At 38.6% G+C, this 18525-nt stretch carries 16 protein-coding genes and 1 riboswitch; of the genes, 12 read left to right on the plus strand and 4 right to left on the minus strand.

Going from position 1 to position 18525, the window contains the following annotated elements; translation table 11 throughout:
- The first annotated feature begins 18 nt into the window (after positions 1-18).
- The 4 genes from ASG01_RS06985 (at position 19) to ASG01_RS07000 (ending at position 4184) form a co-directional block, all read left to right on the plus strand.
- Entirely contained in the window at positions 19-1488 is a 1470-nt protein-coding gene (locus tag ASG01_RS06985) for an OmpA family protein (RefSeq protein ID WP_055861854.1), read from the plus strand.
- Between the two features lie 97 nt (positions 1489-1585).
- Positions 1586-2326 carry a YebC/PmpR family DNA-binding transcriptional regulator gene (locus tag ASG01_RS06990; protein ID WP_055861856.1) on the plus strand — a complete coding sequence of 247 codons (741 nt, stop codon included), beginning with the start codon at positions 1586-1588 and terminating at the stop codon, positions 2324-2326.
- Positions 2327-2386: 60 nt separating this feature from the next.
- On the plus strand, positions 2387-3211 hold the full coding sequence (locus ASG01_RS06995) for a UDP-2,3-diacylglucosamine diphosphatase (RefSeq protein WP_055861859.1): 825 nt from the start codon (positions 2387-2389) through the stop codon (positions 3209-3211).
- 1 nt (position 3212) lies between these two features.
- Positions 3213-4184, plus strand: a complete 972-nt coding sequence (locus ASG01_RS07000; RefSeq protein ID WP_055861861.1) for a glycosyltransferase family protein — start codon at positions 3213-3215, stop codon at positions 4182-4184.
- Here the strand turns inward: ASG01_RS07000 and ASG01_RS07005 are convergent.
- Positions 4173-4463 (minus strand): GNAT family N-acetyltransferase, encoded by a 291-nt coding sequence (locus ASG01_RS07005; RefSeq protein ID WP_055861864.1) that lies wholly within the window; start codon positions 4461-4463, stop codon positions 4173-4175. The genes ASG01_RS07000 and ASG01_RS07005 overlap by 12 nt on opposite strands.
- 67 nt (positions 4464-4530) lie before the next feature.
- Positions 4531-5277 (minus strand): RDD family protein, encoded by a 747-nt coding sequence (locus tag ASG01_RS07010; protein WP_055861865.1) that lies wholly within the window; start codon positions 5275-5277, stop codon positions 4531-4533.
- Positions 5278-5302: 25 nt separating this feature from the next.
- On the opposite strand from ASG01_RS07010, the gene ASG01_RS07015 reads away from it, so the two are divergent.
- The 6 genes from ASG01_RS07015 to ASG01_RS07040 are packed head-to-tail and all read left to right on the plus strand — an operon-like array spanning position 5303 to position 11156.
- Positions 5303-6322, plus strand: a complete 1020-nt coding sequence (locus ASG01_RS07015; protein WP_055861868.1) for a stage II sporulation protein M — start codon at positions 5303-5305, stop codon at positions 6320-6322.
- Between the two features lie 18 nt (positions 6323-6340).
- On the plus strand, positions 6341-7138 hold the full coding sequence (locus ASG01_RS07020) for a DUF4129 domain-containing protein (RefSeq protein ID WP_055861872.1): 798 nt from the start codon (positions 6341-6343) through the stop codon (positions 7136-7138).
- 6 nt (positions 7139-7144) lie between these two features.
- Positions 7145-8308 (plus strand): hypothetical protein, encoded by a 1164-nt coding sequence (locus ASG01_RS07025; protein ID WP_055861875.1) that lies wholly within the window; start codon positions 7145-7147, stop codon positions 8306-8308.
- Between the two features lie 30 nt (positions 8309-8338).
- Positions 8339-9370, plus strand: a complete 1032-nt coding sequence (locus tag ASG01_RS07030) for an AAA family ATPase (protein WP_055861879.1) — start codon at positions 8339-8341, stop codon at positions 9368-9370.
- A gap of 34 nt (positions 9371-9404) precedes the next feature.
- Positions 9405-10727 carry a DUF58 domain-containing protein gene (locus ASG01_RS07035; RefSeq protein ID WP_055861882.1) on the plus strand — a complete coding sequence of 441 codons (1323 nt, stop codon included), beginning with the start codon at positions 9405-9407 and terminating at the stop codon, positions 10725-10727.
- Between the two features lie 9 nt (positions 10728-10736).
- Positions 10737-11156 carry an OsmC family protein gene (locus ASG01_RS07040; RefSeq protein ID WP_055861885.1) on the plus strand — a complete coding sequence of 140 codons (420 nt, stop codon included), beginning with the start codon at positions 10737-10739 and terminating at the stop codon, positions 11154-11156.
- 55 nt (positions 11157-11211) lie between these two features.
- On the opposite strand, the gene ASG01_RS07045 is transcribed toward ASG01_RS07040, so the two are convergent.
- Positions 11212-12915 carry a T9SS type A sorting domain-containing protein gene (locus tag ASG01_RS07045; protein WP_055861889.1) on the minus strand — a complete coding sequence of 568 codons (1704 nt, stop codon included), beginning with the start codon at positions 12913-12915 and terminating at the stop codon, positions 11212-11214.
- Between the two features lie 169 nt (positions 12916-13084).
- On the minus strand, positions 13085-15697 hold the full coding sequence (locus ASG01_RS07050) for an MGH1-like glycoside hydrolase domain-containing protein (RefSeq protein ID WP_055861892.1): 2613 nt from the start codon (positions 15695-15697) through the stop codon (positions 13085-13087).
- Positions 15698-15868: 171 nt separating this feature from the next.
- Positions 15869-15976, plus strand: a riboswitch (SAM riboswitch).
- A 63-nt stretch (positions 15977-16039) separates the two neighbouring features.
- On the opposite strand from ASG01_RS07050, the gene ASG01_RS07055 reads away from it, so the two are divergent.
- Both ASG01_RS07055 and ASG01_RS07060 read left to right on the plus strand, forming a co-directional pair.
- A complete protein-coding gene (locus tag ASG01_RS07055; RefSeq protein WP_082498301.1) occupies positions 16040-16978 on the plus strand; it encodes an alpha/beta fold hydrolase in 939 nt (312 codons plus the stop codon).
- Positions 16979-18520 (plus strand): ACT domain-containing protein, encoded by a 1542-nt coding sequence (locus ASG01_RS07060; protein ID WP_055861895.1) that lies wholly within the window; start codon positions 16979-16981, stop codon positions 18518-18520.
- Positions 18521-18525 lie beyond the last annotated feature (5 nt).

Genomic DNA, 18525 nt, shown 5'->3' on the forward strand with positions numbered 1-18525 from the left:
ATTTAATCAATTAATTCTATGAAAAATCTAAAGTTAGGACTTTCAGCAGTGGCGCTTACTGTGGCCTCTACTGTTTTTGCCCAGACGACCAACAATCCGTGGTTAATCGGAGTTGGTGCGCACGGCGAAAATCACATAGCAGTGCGTAACGACATCAGTGGTTCGTTTGCTGTGAAAAATTTACAAAAGAGAATGTTCAACGTAGGGAACTATTCTATCACTCCGCCATTATCTAAATTAACTGTTGCGAGAAACATCGCAAAAGGTTTTGTAATCGACTGGTCTACTACTGTAGGTAACGTTGAGAACATGAGATTTAATAACGGTAAAGAATTTATGTTGATGACCGGTTTAGGTCTTCAGGTAAAAGCTGCAGGTCTTCTTTGGGACGAAGAGTCTTGGTTTGATCCGTATTTGAGAGTTGGTGGTAACTACCTTAGACAAGATTACACAGGTCTTACATTTCCTAGAACTGATGTAACAGGTCTTCTTCTTACAAACGGAGAAAACGGTAATGAAAACGGTAAAGCTAATTTCTTTACAGTTTCTGCTGGTGCTGGTGCTAACTTCTGGTTGACTAAGAACTTCGGTCTTGGTGTAACTGGAGATTACGTAGGTACTCCAACAGACAAAGCTCAGTATGCAAACTTTTGGCAAGCTTCTGCTTCCTTATTATTTAGATTTGGAAACAGAGATAGAGATAAGGATGGTATCCTAGATAAAGATGATTTGTGTCCTGATACACCAGGTTTACCAGAATTCCAGGGATGTCCTGATACAGACGGTGATGGAGTTCCAGATAAAGACGATCAGTGTCCAGATGTTGCTGGTCCGGTTGAAAACAACGGTTGCCCTTGGCCAGATACTGATGGAGACGGAATTATCGACAAAGATGATGCTTGTCCTACAGTTGCAGGTCCTGCAGAAAACAACGGTTGTCCTTGGCCAGATACTGACGGCGACGGAATCTTAGATAAGGATGATGCTTGTCCTAATGTACCAGGTGTTGCTGAATTCCAAGGATGTCCTCCTCCAGCGAAACCACCAATCGTTGAGGTTTTGACAACTGAATTGAAAGATATCTTGTTTGACTTTAACAAAGCTACAATCAGACCTCAGTCTAACGGTAGATTAGATAATGCTGCTAAAATTATTAAAGAAGCTCCAGTTGAGAACTTTGTAGTAGTAGGTATGACGGATAAAAAAGGTAGCGATGCTTACAACTTAAAACTTTCTAGAGAAAGAGCTGCATCTGTAGTAAATGCTTTGGAAGCGAGAGGCGTAAATCCATCAGTGCTTAAATCAATCGGTATCGGTGAGCAGGAAGCTACAGTTCCAGAAACAGCTACTGACGCTGAAAGAATGGCTGACAGAAAAGTAATCGTAAGAGCTGTAACAGGATCTGAGTGGGAAACCATGAAGAAAAATGATATGACAGTTGCTACGCCTGTTAAGAAAAAAGCTCCGGCTAAGAAAAAAAGAAAATAATTAGATTTTCTTAATACTATAAATACCTTCGGTTTTCCGGAGGTATTTTTTTTATGCCTGAAATTGATTATTTTTGTTTAAATATTACAAAAGAAAAATGGGAAGAGCATTTGAATATAGAAAAGCATCTAAGATGGCCCGCTGGGATAAAATGGCCAAAACTTTTTCGAAAATCGGGAAAGATATTGCATTAGCGGTAAAAGCTGGAGGATCAGATCCAGAAGCAAATCCTGCACTGCGAAGATGTATTCAGAATGCTAAAGGCGCCAACATGCCTAAAGACAATGTGGAGCGTGCCATCAAGAAAGCGAGTGGAGCTGATGCAGAAAACTATGAGGAAATCACATATGAAGGTTACGGTCAAGGTGGTGTCGCATTTTTCGTTGAATGCACAACCAATAACACAACGCGTACTGTAGCTAACGTTCGTGCTATTTTCAATAAATTTGATGGAAACTTAGGTAAGAATGGTGAGTTGGCATTTATCTTCGACAGAAAAGGAATTTTCAGTATCGATCGTGCTCAGATCAAAATGGATTGGGATGATTTTGAAATGGAAATGATCGACGGCGGCGCAGAAGATGTAGAAAGCGACGATGATGAGGTAATGATTACCACAGCTTTTGAAGACTTCGGAATGTTATCACATAAGCTTGATGAGCTTGGTATTGAAGTAAAAAGTGCTGAATTGCAGAGAATTCCTAATCTTTCAAAAGATGTTAGCGACGAGCAGTTTAAAGCCAATATGAAGATGCTCGAACGCTTCGAGGAAGATGACGATGTGCAGAATGTCTTCCATAATATGGAGATTACAGACGCGCATCTGGAGGCGATGTAAATATAATCTTAGATTCATATACAGTTCACTTTCAAGTCTTTTCTTTGCTTAAAATCTTTTATGAAAAGAAATCTTGAGCTGGTAGTGATTTCTGATGTGCATCTTGGTACATACGGCTGCAAAGCCAAAGAACTGCTTCGGTATTTGAATTCCATTCAGCCTAAAACGCTCGTTTTGAATGGTGATATTATCGATATCTGGCAGTTCAAAAAATCTTATTTTCCGAAAACGCATCTTAAGGTGATCAAGAAAATTCTTTCTTTTGCCACCAAGAATACAGATGTATACTACATTACCGGAAATCATGACGAAATGTTCAGGAAATTTACAGACTTTGAGTTGGGCAAACTCAAAGTCTGTAATAAACTGTGCCTTGAACTTGACCGAAAAAAAACCTGGATTTTTCACGGAGATGTTTTTGATGCTTCCGTGCAGCACTCAAAGTGGATTGCAAAGCTTGGAGGCAAAGGCTACGATCTTCTGATTGTAATTAATAATCTTGTAAACTGGTTTTTGGACAAACTGGGAAAAGAGAAATATTCATTTTCAAAAAAGATTAAAAACAACGTAAAAAAGGCCGTGAAATACATTGGAGATTTTGAACTTACAGCATCAGAACTGGCAATCGACAATGCTTATGATTACGTAATTTGCGGACATATTCATCAGCCACAGATTCGTGAAGTGACTAACAGGAAAGGTACGTGCACATACTTAAATTCCGGTGACTGGATCGAAAATCTTTCTGCTTTAGAATATAATCTAGGAAAGTGGAATATTTTCTATTACGAAGAGCATAAAGATCTTCTGAAAGATGAGATCGAAGAAGAATTTGCTGAAATGGATCACGCTGATTTACTTAAAATCGTAACACAATTTGCATAACATGAAAGTTCTGTACGCCTTTCAGGGAACGGGAAACGGCCACATCGCACGAGCTCAGCAGATCATTCCCATTCTTAAAAAACATGCAACCGTAGATACATTGATCAGCGGACATCAATCGCAGCTGTGTGGTGATTTTGACATTGATTTTCAGCATCGCGGAATTTCTCTGCTCTACAACAAAACCGGTGGGCTTTCCTATAAAAAAATCATTGCTGAAAACGATTTTAAAAAAACTGTAAAACTGATCCGCGAAATTGACCTGCAGCATTACGATCTTATCATAAACGATTACGAACCGATCACTGCGTGGGCAAGTAAAATCAGAGGTTTTAATATGATTGAAATGAGTCATCAGGCAGCTTTAAGTTTTGCAGAAACGCCAAAACCTAAACGCAAAGAGATTTTCGGAAACTTGTTTTTAAAGCATTACGCTCCGAGCAAAATTAAAATTGGGTTCCACTTTGAGAATTATCATTCACAGATCAAAAAACCGGTGATCAGGGAGAAAATTAGAAATTTAAATCCAGAGAGAAATGGCTTTTATATTGTTTATCTTCCCAGTTTTTCAGACGAAAATATTATAAAACTGCTTTCGCAAGTCGATGTTCAGTGGAAAGTTTTTTCTAAATATACTAAAACCAATTATAGAATTAATAACATCGAAATTTTTCCTGTCGGAGAATCGGCATTTCTTTCCAGTTTCGAATTGTGTGAAGGAATTCTGTGCAATGCCGGTTTCGAAGGCCCTGCAGAAGCTTTGTTTTTAAATAAAAAACTCTTTGTGATTCCTATTCATCGGCAGTATGAACAGGAATGTAATGCTTTTGCACTTCAGCAAATGGGAATTCCCACTTCAAAAAAATTGGATATTGTAGAAATTCAAAAATGGGTTAATTCAGAACAAAATCATCAGGTTTTCTATCCTAATGACGTTGAGGAAACTATTCTAAAAAACGTTTTATCGATGTAGAAAAATATCTTCCACATCATTCATCCGCGACATTACAGCGCGGGCGTAAGAGCAGTGCGGATAGACTTTCCAGTTATTGTCGCGCGCATATTTTATAGCTTCTTCCACAAGATATTTTCCCATTCCACGGCCTTCGAATTCACGGTGAACCAAAACGAAAGATATAATGAGTTTATTTTCTTCAGGAAAAACAGTGTAGGTCAGTCGGCCAACTTCAGCAGTTTCTTTTTTTAAAGTAATCACGCCGCCGTTTCCGGTTTTTTTATTTTCAAATAGCATAAAACGGTTTTATATTTTCCATCAAAAATTAAACCGACATGTCTTTTGTTGATTTAAAAATGATTCGTTAAAGATCTCGTCCCGTATAGTAATTGTAATCTTTGATAACCGTTCCCACGAACTGCCGCTCAGTCATTTTAGTAGGATCAATCTCGATTTTCAGAAGCTCTTTTATTTTAGTTGAAAGTCTGCTGATCACTTTGCGGTCATCAAGATTCAGGGCACTTACGTAGTTTTCTTTGATGATGCGCATATCGTTGTCATTTAAAGCAACAACCTGCGGAAACTGCGGAACATAATCTGCCTGAATATTCTCTAAAATTGTATGTGAGATATTGATGTCGTTGCGTAGGGAAATCACCGCCGTTCCGGCTGCCATGTCGCCCAAACGCTGATTGTTTTTTGAAACGATGATGGCAATTAAACCAATTAGAAGAATCGAAACATCGATAATTCTGAAAATCCATCGGATCAGATAATCGCCAAAACCTGCCTGATAACCGTCGATTTTCACCACACGAAGTTTCATGATTTTTTTTCCGGGCGTCTGGCCGTCCATCAGCGTTTCCAGAACCAAAAAATAGAGCTGCGACGGAAGTAGTATTATCAGATAAACAGCACCTTGGCTCCAGTTGTCCATTCCCTGTAAAATATAGCCCAGTTTAAAGAACCCGTAAAACAGATAAAGACATAAACCCGCGAAGCTGTATTTTATCAAAAAGTCAATAAAAAATGCCACGAAGCGCTCACCAACGTTTGAAACATTAAAATTAATATTTACATTTTGTGACGTATTGATCGCTATTTGAGACATATTTTTTGTTATTTTAGCCTTAGATATGAGAGAGGTTTACTTCATCAAACAAAATAAAGAAAAATGGTTGGGAATTGAGCAGGTAATCAACGGTAAATTGAAAAAAAATCCGGATGATCTCTCGTCGCTGTACATCAACCTCATCAACGATCTTTCCTTTGCCCAAACCTATTATCCGAAAAGCAATACCACGGTTTATCTCAATCATCTTTCTTCCAGAATTTACCAGAAAATTTATAAAACCAAGCGCACCGAAAAAAACCGGCTTCTGCATTTTTTCTTTACAGAAGTTCCGCTGCTCGTGTATGAGTACCGGAGATTCATGACTTATGCTTTTATTTTCTTTTTCATTTTTACGATGGTCGGTGTTTTGTCGGCGATTTACGATAAAGAATTTGTAAATATCATTCTTGGTGATGAATATGTAAACCGCACAATTCGGAATATTAAAGCCGGAAATCCGGTAGGCGTTTATCAGGAAGGCAGCACGTGGGGAAGCACAATTACTATTACCTTTAATAACATTGGAGTAGGTGCCAAAATGTATCTTTTTGGCATTATTGGCGGCATCGGTTCGCTGTATATTTTGCTTAGCAACTCGATTATGCTGGGATCTTTTCAATATTTTTTCTACGAATACGGCGCGTTGAAAGACAGCGCAAAAGGAATCTGGCTTCACGGAGTTTACGAGATTTTCTCAATGGTTATCGAGGCGATGTGTGGTCTGATTCTCGGTACGTCGATACTTTTTCCGAAAACATTTTCAAGGTTTGAATCTTTTAAAATCGGTTTTAAAAATTCTTTCAAAATATATTTGAGTACGATCCCTTTTACAGTCTGTGCTGGTATTATTGAAGGCTATGTTACGCGTCACGCGCTGAAAATGCCTGGAATTCTGAATTTTCTAATCATCTCTTTCTGCCTTTTCAGCATCGTTTTTTATTACATCATTTTACCGCGGCTGATTCATTTTCAGTATGGCGGAAACGCGGATGAGCTTTTAGAAAATGCCAAGAAGAATAATAGAAATCCGGAACGTTTTTAATTTTCTGCAATATTGATTATGAAAAAACTCTGGATTCTTTTTTTGATCATTTCAGCAGGATTTTTTTCTGCTCAGGAAACGTACTCTTCGCCTCCGCCGCCTGCAGAAGCTGATTCTGAACTGTCGTACGAAGAGCGTGGTTGGTACGATGCCGATTCTGTTTTAGCAGAGCGGCCCATCACCGAAAGCCAGATTTATCCTAAAAAGTTTAAAGAAAATCTGCTTCAGCGGTACAAGAGCGACGATTTTAAATATCAGGAACCAGAAGAGAAAAAATCTGGGTTTTGGGAACGTTTTGCGAGATTTATGAATCGTGTTTTGGCTAAAATTTTTGGTAAAAGTGCGGGTGCTTCAGCTTCTGGAAACCTTGGTGCGATTGCCATTCGGCTTTTTGCGATTATTTTGGCCGGCTTTGTTCTGTATTTCATCATCAGGTTTTTGGTCGGGAAAGACGGAAATCTGTTTTTCGGAAAACGGAATAAAAAACTCATCATCAAAGCAGAAAATATCGACGAAAATATTCATGAAATTAATTTTGCAGAAGCCATTTCGCAGTCTGAAAATGAGCACGATTACCGCTCGGCAATCCGCTATCAGTTTCTTTTGATTTTAAAAAAACTGAGTGACCGAAAAAAAATTGTCTGGAATCCTGAAAAAACAAATCACGATTACGAAAATGAAATTTCAGATCTGACACTGAAACAGGATTTTGCAAAGCTTCTTTCCATTTTCGAATATGTTTGGTATGGCGAATTTGCGGTTGACGCCAAAGATTATGAGCGTATCAAAACACAGTTTCAATCTTTTAAATCTTAAAAACAGATGGATAAAATTTTAAAGATTGGAGGAATTGTATTTGTCGTCGCACTTTTGATCTACGCGCTGGCCTCGCTGGGAAAAGATGAGACAACCCAGTGGGACAAGAATTTTGACAGCTCGTCGCGCTCGCCGTTTGGTCTGTATGTTTTTAATAAAGAAGTAAAAAATCTTTTTAAAGATAAGTTTGAAAAAACCAGTCAGCCGCCAGATATTTATTTTATCGAGAAAAAAAGCAAACCGAGAAATATTATTTTAATTAAAAACAAGTTAGATCTCGATCAGTGGTCGGCGATTGTAGATGAGGTTTCTGCAGGCTCGGACCTCATGGTTTTTGGACAAAATGATATTCCAAAACTGGTTTCAGACAGCCTCGGTTTCGAACATTATATTGTTTCATTTGACGATTCAAATATTTTGAAACTAACGGATTATAAATTTGAAAATTCATACCTGAATCTCAACAAATTTCCTGGTGGTGATGCTTTTGTCGCTGTAGATGGTGATTTTAGAATATTAGGTAAGACAGTTTTAAAAAATAAGGAACAGCACGCCAATTTTATAGGAAAGCAGTTCGGGAAAGGTCATATTTATCTTCATTCTGAGCCGCTGTTTCTGGCTAATTATTACATGTTGAAATCCGGAAATCTGCAGTACGTACAGAATGTATTTTCCTATTTGCCCGACCGCGAAACGGTTTGGTTTTCTGAGGTTGAAAAGAAAGAGCAGTCGCGTTCCATTCTGCGATTTGTAAGAGCTAATCCGTCTTTGAGATATGCTGCCAATCTTTTACTTGGCGGTCTGATTCTCTTCGCGATATTTAATATTAAAAGAAAACAGCGCATCATTCCCATGGCAACGCCTTTGAAAAATACATCGGTGGAATTTGTCCGCAGTATCGGAAATCTCTATCTTCAGGAAGGTGATTTTCATGAGATGATGGCAAAAAAAGCGCAGCATTTTCTGTATAAAGTTCGCCTCGAACTTCTGATTGATACACAAAATCTGGATGAGGATTTTATCAGTAAACTTCATCTGAAAACCGGGAAACCGGTTGATTTAATCCGGGAGGCGGTAACTATGCTCAAAGCCGCCCAAGATCCTTACGCACAGGTGATGAGGGAAGATTTAGTAAAAATGAATACAGTTTTGGATCAGATTCTTTCGTAAAAAGAGATCCTTTAAAATATAAAAAATACAATGGAAAATTTTGAAAACGAGAATACAGAAGGTCAAAATTCTGTTGATTTACATAAAAATCACGACCCGTTTGCATCGCGTATTGATATGATCGAGCTGCGCGAAAGTATGCAGAAAATTCGGTCAGAAATCGGAAAGGTTATTGTTGGTCAGCATCAGATGATCGATCATCTTTTGGCGGCGCTGCTGTCAAATGGTCATGTTTTGATCGAAGGTGTGCCTGGAGTTGCAAAGACGATTACGGCCAAACTTTTAGCCAAGACCATCGATGTCCCTTTCAGCAGAATACAGTTTACGCCTGATCTGATGCCTTCGGATATTCTCGGAACATCGGTTTACAGCGTGAAAACTTCCGAATTTGAGTTTAAAAAAGGTCCGGTTTTTTCCAGTTTTATTTTGATTGATGAGATCAACCGTTCGCCTGCAAAAACCCAGTCGGCACTTTTTGAAGTGATGGAAGAGCGACAGATCACGATGGATGGCGTGCAGTACGATCTCGATCTTCCTTTTCTTGTGGTTGCTACACAAAATCCGATTGAGCACGAAGGAACGTATCGGCTCCCAGAGGCACAACTCGATCGTTTTTTGTTCAAAATAAATGTTGGCTATCCTGATCTGGAGCAGGAAATCGCGATTATAAAAAATCAGCATAACGCAAAAGAGGAAGACAAGACCGAAGTTGTACACGCCGTAATTAGTTCTTCCCAGTTAAATTCTTATCAGAAACTGGTTCGCGAGGTAGTTGTAGAATCGCAGCTTGTTGAATATATTGCCAAAATAATCATTAATACCCGAGAAAATCAGTTCTTATACTTAGGCGCTTCGCCGAGAGCGAGTTTGGCTTTGCTGGCTGCTTCAAAAGCTTTTGCAGCATTGCGTGGACGGGATTTTGTAACACCGGAAGATATTAAAGAAGCCAGCTTTGCTGTTCTCAGACACCGAATTATCGTTTCTCCGGAACGCGAAATGGAAGGCATTTCTGCGGACGAAATCATCCGCCAGATTTTAGAAGGAATTGAGATTCCGCGTTAATTTTTATTTTCACCGAAAAATATTAACCTAAAAAATGAAAAACCTTTACCTCAATACACGGTTCTTTTTTGCGCTCATCGCTGTGGGCGTCGTTTATGTATTTGGGTTTTTCTTCCGGGTTTTTGTCAATATCGCGCACGGCCTTTTGATTCTCATTTTTCTTGCTGCTTTGGTAGAAATTCTGATGCTTTATCTCACTAAAAATGCTGTTCAGGCGCAGCGTATTTTACCGGATAAATTTTCAAACGGTGATGTAAACGATGTTAAAATTGATCTTAAAAACAATTACTTTTTCCCTATAGAAACTCGTATTATCGACGAAATTCCGTTTCAGTTTCAGAAACGTGATTTTTTAATTAAAAAGAAAATTGAGGCAAATAAAAATATCTTTTTTAAATATAATCTGGAGCCTAAAGAGCGCGGCGAATATCATTTTGGTGCATTGAATGTCTACGCTTCATCTATTTTAGGTTTTGTTTCGAAACGTTTTATCTTTCAGAAAGATACCGTTCTGCCGTCTTATCCTTCGTTTATTTCGCTCAAAAAATACGAACTGATGACGCTGCAAAATGAGTTTTTGCTTGGCGGAATTAAGCGTGTTCGTCGCTTGGGTCACACGATGGAATTTGAGCAGATGAAAGAATATGTGCCCGGCGATGATGTGCGCACAATCAACTGGAAAGCGACTTCGAAGAGCAGCAAACTGATGGTCAATCAGTTTCAGGACGAGAAATCGCAGCGCATTTTAATGCTGATTGATAAAGGGCGTGTGATGAAAATGCCTTTTCGCGGGCTGAGTTTACTGGATTATTCGATCAATGCCGCAATGGCTTTATCACATATTATTTTGAAAAAAGGTGACCGCGCGGGAATAATGACTTTTTCGCGAAAAGCCGAAAACAAAGTCGCCGCAGATAATAAAGCCGGTCAGCTGCGAAAGATTTCTGAAGCTTTGTATAATATTAAAACCGATTTTTTTGAAAGTGATTTCAGCAGGCTTTACCAGGATTTGAAACATTCGGTGAACCAAAGAAGTCTGATTTTGCTTTTCACCAATTTTGAAACCCTTGATGCGCTAAACCGACAGATAAAATACCTCCGCGGAATTGCGAGAGATCATTTGCTGATAGTGGTTTTCTTTAAAAATTCTGAAGTTGATACGCTGCTTCATCAAAATCCGGAAAGAATGCAGGAAGTCTATGATCAGATCATCGCCGAAAAATTTGAAATGGAGAAAAAACTGATCATCCAGGAATTCAGAAAATATGGTATTCACTCGATTTACACTTTCCCGGAAAATCTGAATGTGGATGTGATTAATAAATATCTGGAAGTAAAAGCCAGAGGAATCTTATAAAAAATTAAAATGAAAATAACACTTAACAGAATTAATGATGATGTCCTGTTTGAATGCACCAACGCTCAGGGAAATTCCATTTTATTGGATAACACTTCGCAGCCGGGTGCCAAAGGCATTTCTCCAATGGAAAGCGTACTTATGGCCGTTGCCGGTTGCAGCGGAATTGATATAGTTTCAATTTTAAAAAAGCAAAGACAGGAAATTACCGCATTTAAAGCAGAAGTGGAAGGTGAAAGAGTAGCGGTAGACGATGCGAAACCTTTTAAGAAGATCATGGTTTCCTTTCATCTTGAAGGAAAAATTGATGAAGCCAAAGCACAGAAGGCAGCCGAACTTTCTTTTGAAAAGTACTGTTCGGTCTCCAAAACTTTAGAACCCAACGTGGAAATATCTTGGCAGATTTTCGTGAATACAGCGAAGATTTAAAACAAAAAAAGACCGGAAATTGCTTCCGGTCTTTTCTTTTACAGTTTAAGAGTGATTATTTTTTGATCACTTTAGTGCTTACTTTAGAACCGTCTTTCATATCTAAAGTTAACATGTAAACGCCGGTTTTCACGCCTTCAAGGTGAATTGCAGAAGAAGGGTTTTCGATAACTTTTACAGTGATGCCAGACATATCAGTAACGGTTGCTATTTTTACTTTATCTGCTCTTTCAATATGTAGAATATCAGAGAAAGGATTTGGATAAACCATTGCTTCTTTCGCTTTTGCAGAAGTTTCTGCAGTCGCAAGGTTGGCAGGTACTAAGGTTACCGTAATTTTCCAGGTATTGTTATCAACTTTATTAAAAGTCGGTAAACAGTCTGAATTAGGACCATAACTTTTGAAAGCATTAAGTCTAAAGGTCACAGTTCCTGTTAAATCATTTGCAATTGTAAGTCCCGTTCTGGAATAATTAAATGTTCCTGTAAAACCGCCACTGCCTGATGATACTGAAGACTCGGAAGTATTGTTTGTAACACAGGTTAAATAACTTTTTTGCTCAGACATATACCCGTCATTTGTTGTAGACATTGCGTAATCAACGTTGGTAGATCCAATTTTATATCCTGTTGGTATTGTAACAGACATGATGCCTGCGCAAGGGCTAACAGTCGAAGTGGTTACAGTTGCTGAAGTTAAAGTTGCACTGATGTCTCCAGTAGTGTACGTAGCAGAAATCTGTCCCGGAGTAAACTGAGTCATTGTCCAGAAACTTTGAGAAGAACCGCCGCAGTTTGAGCGTACCCAGATGTAATAAGTTGTTCCTGTCGTCAAGCTGTTGAGTGTAACTGAAGTTACTCCTGCAGCTGTACTTCCTGTAGGAGTTGTAGTAGCAGTAGGTGCAGTAGATGAAGTGCTCACGTAATATTGGTAACCAGATGCTGGTGCAGTAGTAGGTGCAGTCCATAAAACAGTTGCTCCTGTTATTGTCGTATTAGAAGTTAACCCAGTCGGCATTTCACAAGAATTGTAAATATCACCCGAGAGCGCAAAGATATTCGGAATTCCACCGGTAAGACCTGAAGGCAATAATGCTTTAGTCACCGTCACACTTTGAACCAGCTTGGTTTGATTTGCTGTTGAGATGGCCAACGGAATCTGATATAATCTTGGGTTTGTACCACCGGCTTGATCTAACGAATTTGTTGCGATCGTAATTCTTCCGATTCCCTGAATGGCAAAATTGCTTCCTCCGTACCAGTCTGTTATCGGCACAGATAAGAAAGGCTGCGATGTACCATCAGAAAAATTCACAGATATGTTTACAGAAGAATCTCCGCTTCCACTTACGGCAAGCATATAAAGATTTTTTACGGCTTTCGGAGTCGTAAATGTTAAGATTCCTGTACTGGTTAATGCAGTCGGCAATCTTAAGGAATTATTTGCGGAGTATGACGCCAACTGATACGTAAGGCCTGCAGGCGAAGTAACAGCGGATGTGATTACTCCGTCGTTTGGAAGTCCGTAGGTAAGTGTAGGACTTGTAGCAGTCGACTGAAAATTACGGGCAATAAATGCATAGCCTACGCCGTCTACATCATTATTGGTACTGGCCGCAGCATTACCTACGCCGTTTGCAACAACATCAGCATTGAAACCGCCAGAAATTGGCATAGGCTGATATTGCTGTGCGTTTGTCAGCATTGAAGCAGTTGTCAAAAGTGCTGCAGCTGCGACAGAGAATAGTTTTGTTTTCATATAATTAATTTATTTTAAGTGGCTAAATTAGTTAAAACATATAAAATATTGAAGTTATTTTCTCATTTACAATGAAATTTTAATTATATGTGTATTTTCATTTAACATAATATAATAAGACGTGTTGCCAGTTTGCGACACGTCTTTCTTTTATATATGATAAACATCATTAATTAACTCTAGGTTTCAAAAGTTTGGCTACAGTTGCTGTCCAGCCGGTTTGATGAGAAGCGCCGACACCACGACCATTGTCGCCATGAAAATATTCGAAGAAGGTAATGTACTCCTTAAAATTTTTATCATAATTCAGTTTGTAATTTCCGCCGTTGAATGCTCTCTGTCCGCGCTCATCACGCAGAAAAATGGAGCAGAGGCGTTCGCTGATGTTATCAGCGACCTCGTTCAGATCATGCTCATCTCCACTTCCTGTAGGCAATTCAACTTTCAGACTGTCGCCATAATAAAAATGGAAACGCTGCAGACTTTCTACAATCAGGAAATTTATAGGAAACCAAATCGGCCCTCGCCAGTTGCTGTTGCCGCCAAACATTCGGCTGTCACTCTCTGCAGGCGTGTAATGCACTACATTTTTGTGACCGTGAACGGTAAAAACAAAAGGATTTTCTTCGTACTCTTTCGACATCGCGCGGATGCCGTACGAACTGAGGAATTCTTTCTCATCAAGCATTCTAGATAAGACTTTTTTCAACCTCACTCTGCGCAAAATACTCATCAGATGCTTTCTGCCGGAACCTTCTTCGTCCCAATGAGAAACGAGATTAGCGAGTTCGGGTTTGTTCTTCAGAACCCAATCCATCCTCGCACGGAAATTCGGCATTTTCTCAAGCAAATGATGCTCAATAATTTCCACTGCAAATAATGGAATTAACCCTACAATCGAGCGCAGACGAAGCGTTACACTCTCGCCATCAGCCAACTGCAGAACGTCGTAGAAAAAGCCGTCCTCTTCATTCCAAAGACCTTCTTTGTCTTCCCCAAAACTTTCCATTGCCTGCGCGATGTATAAGAAATGCTCAAAAAATTTAATTGCCATATCTTCATACACCGGAAAATGCTGTGCAAGTTCCATCGCCATCCGCATCATGTTGAGCGCATACATCGCCATCCAGCTCGTTCCGTCGGCCTGCTCTAGATGTTCGCCGTCATTCAGTTTCATGTTCCGGTCGAAAGCACCGATATTATCAAGACCCAGAAAACCTCCGCCGAAGAGATTTTTCCCGTTTTTATCTTTACGGTTGACCCACCATGTGAAATTCAGTAACAGTTTCTGAAAAACTTTTTCCAGGAAAAGAAGGTCTGCTTTGCCGTTATTTTTTTCATCAATTTTAAAAACCCTGAAGCAAGACCACGCATGCACCGGCGGATTTACGTCGCTGAGGTTCCATTCATACGCAGGCATCTGTCCGTTGGGATGGAGATACCATTCTTTGCAAAGCAGAAGTAACTGATCTTTAGCAAAATCGGCATCGATCAAAGCGAAAGGTACACAGTGAAAAGCCAGATCCCAAGTGGCATACCAAGGATATTCCCACTTATCGGGCATGCTGATGATGTCTTTATTGTGAAGATGTTCCCATTCTGTATTTCGTACATATTCGTCAAAATCGCGTGGCGCCGCAAAATTCGGATCACCTTTCAGCCATTTTCCGACATTGTAATGATAAAACTGTTTATTCCAGAGTAATCCTGCAAAAGCCTGTCGCTGCACGTTTTTTTCATCCGGATCAGTAATATCCTGCTGAATTTCTTCATAAAATTCATCCGCTTCAGCTTTCCTTTTATTTAAAATTTCATCAAAATGAAAAAATGCATCTTCATAATCATTAGGGCTTAATCTGAAATCAAAAGTTTCTGATGTTCCGGCTTTAATGATTTTATCAACCAGAAAAGCGGCTTTTGTACCTTTCTTTTCGGGATTTACGGTTTCGGTCTGACGAATTAAATAATCATTAATTCCGTCTTTAAAATATTCTCCGGGCTGTTTTTCAGTGCCGTGAAGTTTTGTAACATTGGTTTCGTTATCACAGAATACACGCTCCGAATCTTTATCTTTAGCATACAGATTTTTGACGGCAATGCTGTTGTGATTGATCTTAATTCGACCTTCACTTTCTGCATTAAATTCACCTTTATATTCGTTATAGCCCCATTTCCAGTTGTTTCGGTACCAGACGGTCGGCAAAACGACCAATGGCGCATCGTTTTCACTCCGGTTGTGCGCTGTTACGCGAATTAAGATATCATCAAGATCTTCTTTGCAGTATTCGATGAAGATGTCAAAATATTCATCATCGTCAAAAATTCCTGTGTCGATAATCTCATATTCCATCTCTTTTTTCGTGCGCGCAGAATTCTCCTTCAAAAGTTCTTCGTACGGAAATTTATTAATCGGATATTTATACAGCAGCTTCATGTAGCTGTGTGTCGGCGTATTATCGAGGTAATAAAAAAGCTCTTTTACATCTTCACCGTGGTTTCCCTGCGGATTGCTCAACCCGAAAAAACGCTCTTTTACACGCTCGTCTTTTTTGTTCCAGAACGAAAGCGCAAAACACAGAAGCTGCTTCGTATCCGAAATTCCGGCGATACCTTCTTCAGCCCAGCGGTACGTGTAGCTTTCGGCTGTATGATGATTGGTGTATCCCCACGCATTTCCGTTTGGGCTGTAGTCTTCGCGAACGTTTCCCCACTGTCTGTTGCTTACATATGGCCCCCAGTTTTGCCAGTTTTTATCTTTCAGTCTCTCTTTTTCGATACTCATCCCCAAGTTTTTGCAATGCTAATTTAGATTTTTTGAGATAAAGATCTTCTTTTTGTTACTTTAAAAGTTGTTCATAAAACTTTTTCGGTAAAATTATTTTTCTTGAAGTAAATTTTGTACCGTTTTCAAATTTATCTCTATATTTGCAATTCGATCATTCACATATTGAAAATGTTATCAAGAAAGGCCGAGGGATTAGACCCTGTGAAGCCTTAGCAACCCTTCGTACAAGCGAAGAAGGTGCTACGTTCTACCAGATTTTTTTTGGACAGATAACTTACTGAAGTTCTTTTCAGCCATTTCCTGTGGCATTTTCAATGATATTAATTTATCCTAATAGAATTGAAAACAGAACTTAAATTTATCCATTTTACGTATAAAACGATTTCCGGTAAGGAATATCATATCCCTTTAAGCTATCAGCTTTTTGGGAAAGACCTGTTTTCTGCACCTATTATTTTGATCAATCATGCTTTAACCGGAAATTCAAATGTATCCGGAGAAAAAGGTTGGTGGAAACAGTTGCTAGGTGAAAACGAGGTTATTGATACAAATAAATATACAGTTCTCTGCTTCAATATTCCCGGAAACGGATACGATGATTTCTTTATTGATGAGTTTTCAGATTTTACTCCTTCAGATATTGCGAATATATTTCTGAAAGGTCTTGAAATTTTAAATATTAAAAACTTATACGCCGTTATCGGAGGTTCCCTCGGAGGTGGAATTGGTTGGGAAATGTTGGTTAAAAAGCCAGATTTAGCAGAACTTTTTATACCGATTGCCTGTGATTCGAAAACTCATGATTGGCTGCACGCCCAATGTCTCATTCAGCAATTTCTATTAAACGGAAATGATGAGCCACTTCAGAAAGCCAGAATTCATGCAATGTTGTGTTACAGAACACCTCAATCTCTGAATGAAAGATTTCAAACTCACTTTAATGAGGAAAAACAAAAGTTAGAATCTGAAGACTGGCTGATTTATCACGGGAAATCTCTTGCTGAAAGATTTAGTTTAAAGTCTTATCAGCTCATGAATCATTTATTGATGAACATTAATGTAAACGATAAAGATTTAGGTAAAATCAAAGCACGAATGCACATGGTCTCTGTAGATACCGACTTGTTTTTCCCGGCTTCTGAAATTCGGATGTGCTTTGAAAAGCTAAATAAGGAAAAGGAAGATGTTTTCTATCACGAGATCAAATCAATTCATGGGCACGATGCCTTTTTAATGGAATACGAGCAGTTAAATTATATCATAAAAAATATTTTGTAGATGAAAGCTAATGCAAACGAAATAAAATTTTTAAAAAACAGATCAATCATCAAGTTTGAAGGAGCAGATTTCTTAGGTGAAATCGGGATTGACGGCAGGGTTTTTAAAGCACTCACTTTGGCAAGAATAAGTGTAGGCGTAATTTCTCAACAAGCTGTTGAGAACGGGTTGTCAATACTTGTGCACGAAGATGATTCTGCAAAAGCAGTAAACTGTCTGATCGAAGAATTTGCTGCTGAAAGAAAATCGGGTAAAGTTTCTCAGATTTACAGTATTAACAATGTGTCTGTCATTGGTTTTGTGGCAGATGATCTAAATAAAATACTTTCTGAATTGGCAAGAAACAATGTTTTCCCGTTGCTTTTAAACCAGAATTCAAGTGAAAAGCGCATCAATATTGTGGTGACTTCTTCTCAGGATGAGAAAACTAAAAACATCATTGAATCGGAAATTTTTAAAAAACCAAAAACGGTTCACTTAGCAATCATCGGTCACGGAAATGTAGGAAAGACTTTAATTGAACAGGTTTTACATTCTTCTGAAGAAATTAAAAGAAGAAAAAATATACATCTAAAAGTGGTTGCTGTTGCCAACTCCAGAAAAATTGCCTTCAACAAAAAAGGATTTGATAACACGTGGAGTGATGAGGTTTTTGCGGCCGAAAGATCTTCAAACGTTGAAGAATTAATTAATTTCTCAAAAGAAAATCAGCTTGAAAATCTTATCGTTGTTGATAATACAGCAAGCGTTGATTTTGTGAAAAACTATCAGGCTTTGGCGGAAAATGGTTTTGATTTGGTTTCATCAAACAAAATTTTCAATACCCTTCCAATTGAAGAATACCGTAAACTAAGATATACGTTGAATAAAAACAACAAACGTTATTTGTACGAAACCAATGTAGGTGCAGGTTTGCCGTTGATTGATACCATAAAACTTCTTCACCTTTCCGGAGAGAATATTACAAGAATCAAAGGTGTTTTTTCGGGAACACTAAGTTATGTATTCAATAATTTTTCTTTGAGAGATGATAAATTTTCAACAATTGTCAATGAAGCTTTAGAAAAAGGTTTCACCGAACCAGATCCAAGAGAAGATTTATCAGGAAATGATGTTGCAAGAAAATTATTGATTTTGGCAAGAGAATTAGATTTAATTAATGAATTTACAGATATTAACATTCAGAATTTAGTTCCCGAAGCTTTACTTTCAGTTTCAAAACAGGAGTTTCTTTCAAGACTCGCAGAATTGGATGATGAATATGACAAAATCAAAAAAAATCAGGAACCGAATCACGTTTTAAGATATGTTGGAGATTTGCATGGAGATTTACAGAAAGAAAAAGGTGAACTAGATGTAAAACTAATTTCTGTGCCGGCAACTTCAGCTTTAGGTCAATTAAAAGGTTCAGATTCAATTTTCGAAATCTATACCGAAAGTTATGGCGAAAACCCAATCGTCATCATGGGAGCCGGAGCCGGAGCGAAAGTTACAGCTAGAGGAGTTTTTGGTGATATTTTAAGACTAAGTGAAACGAAATAAGAACG

This window comes from Chryseobacterium sp. Leaf180, assembly GCF_001424585.1.
Lineage (GTDB): Bacteria > Bacteroidota > Bacteroidia > Flavobacteriales > Weeksellaceae > Chryseobacterium.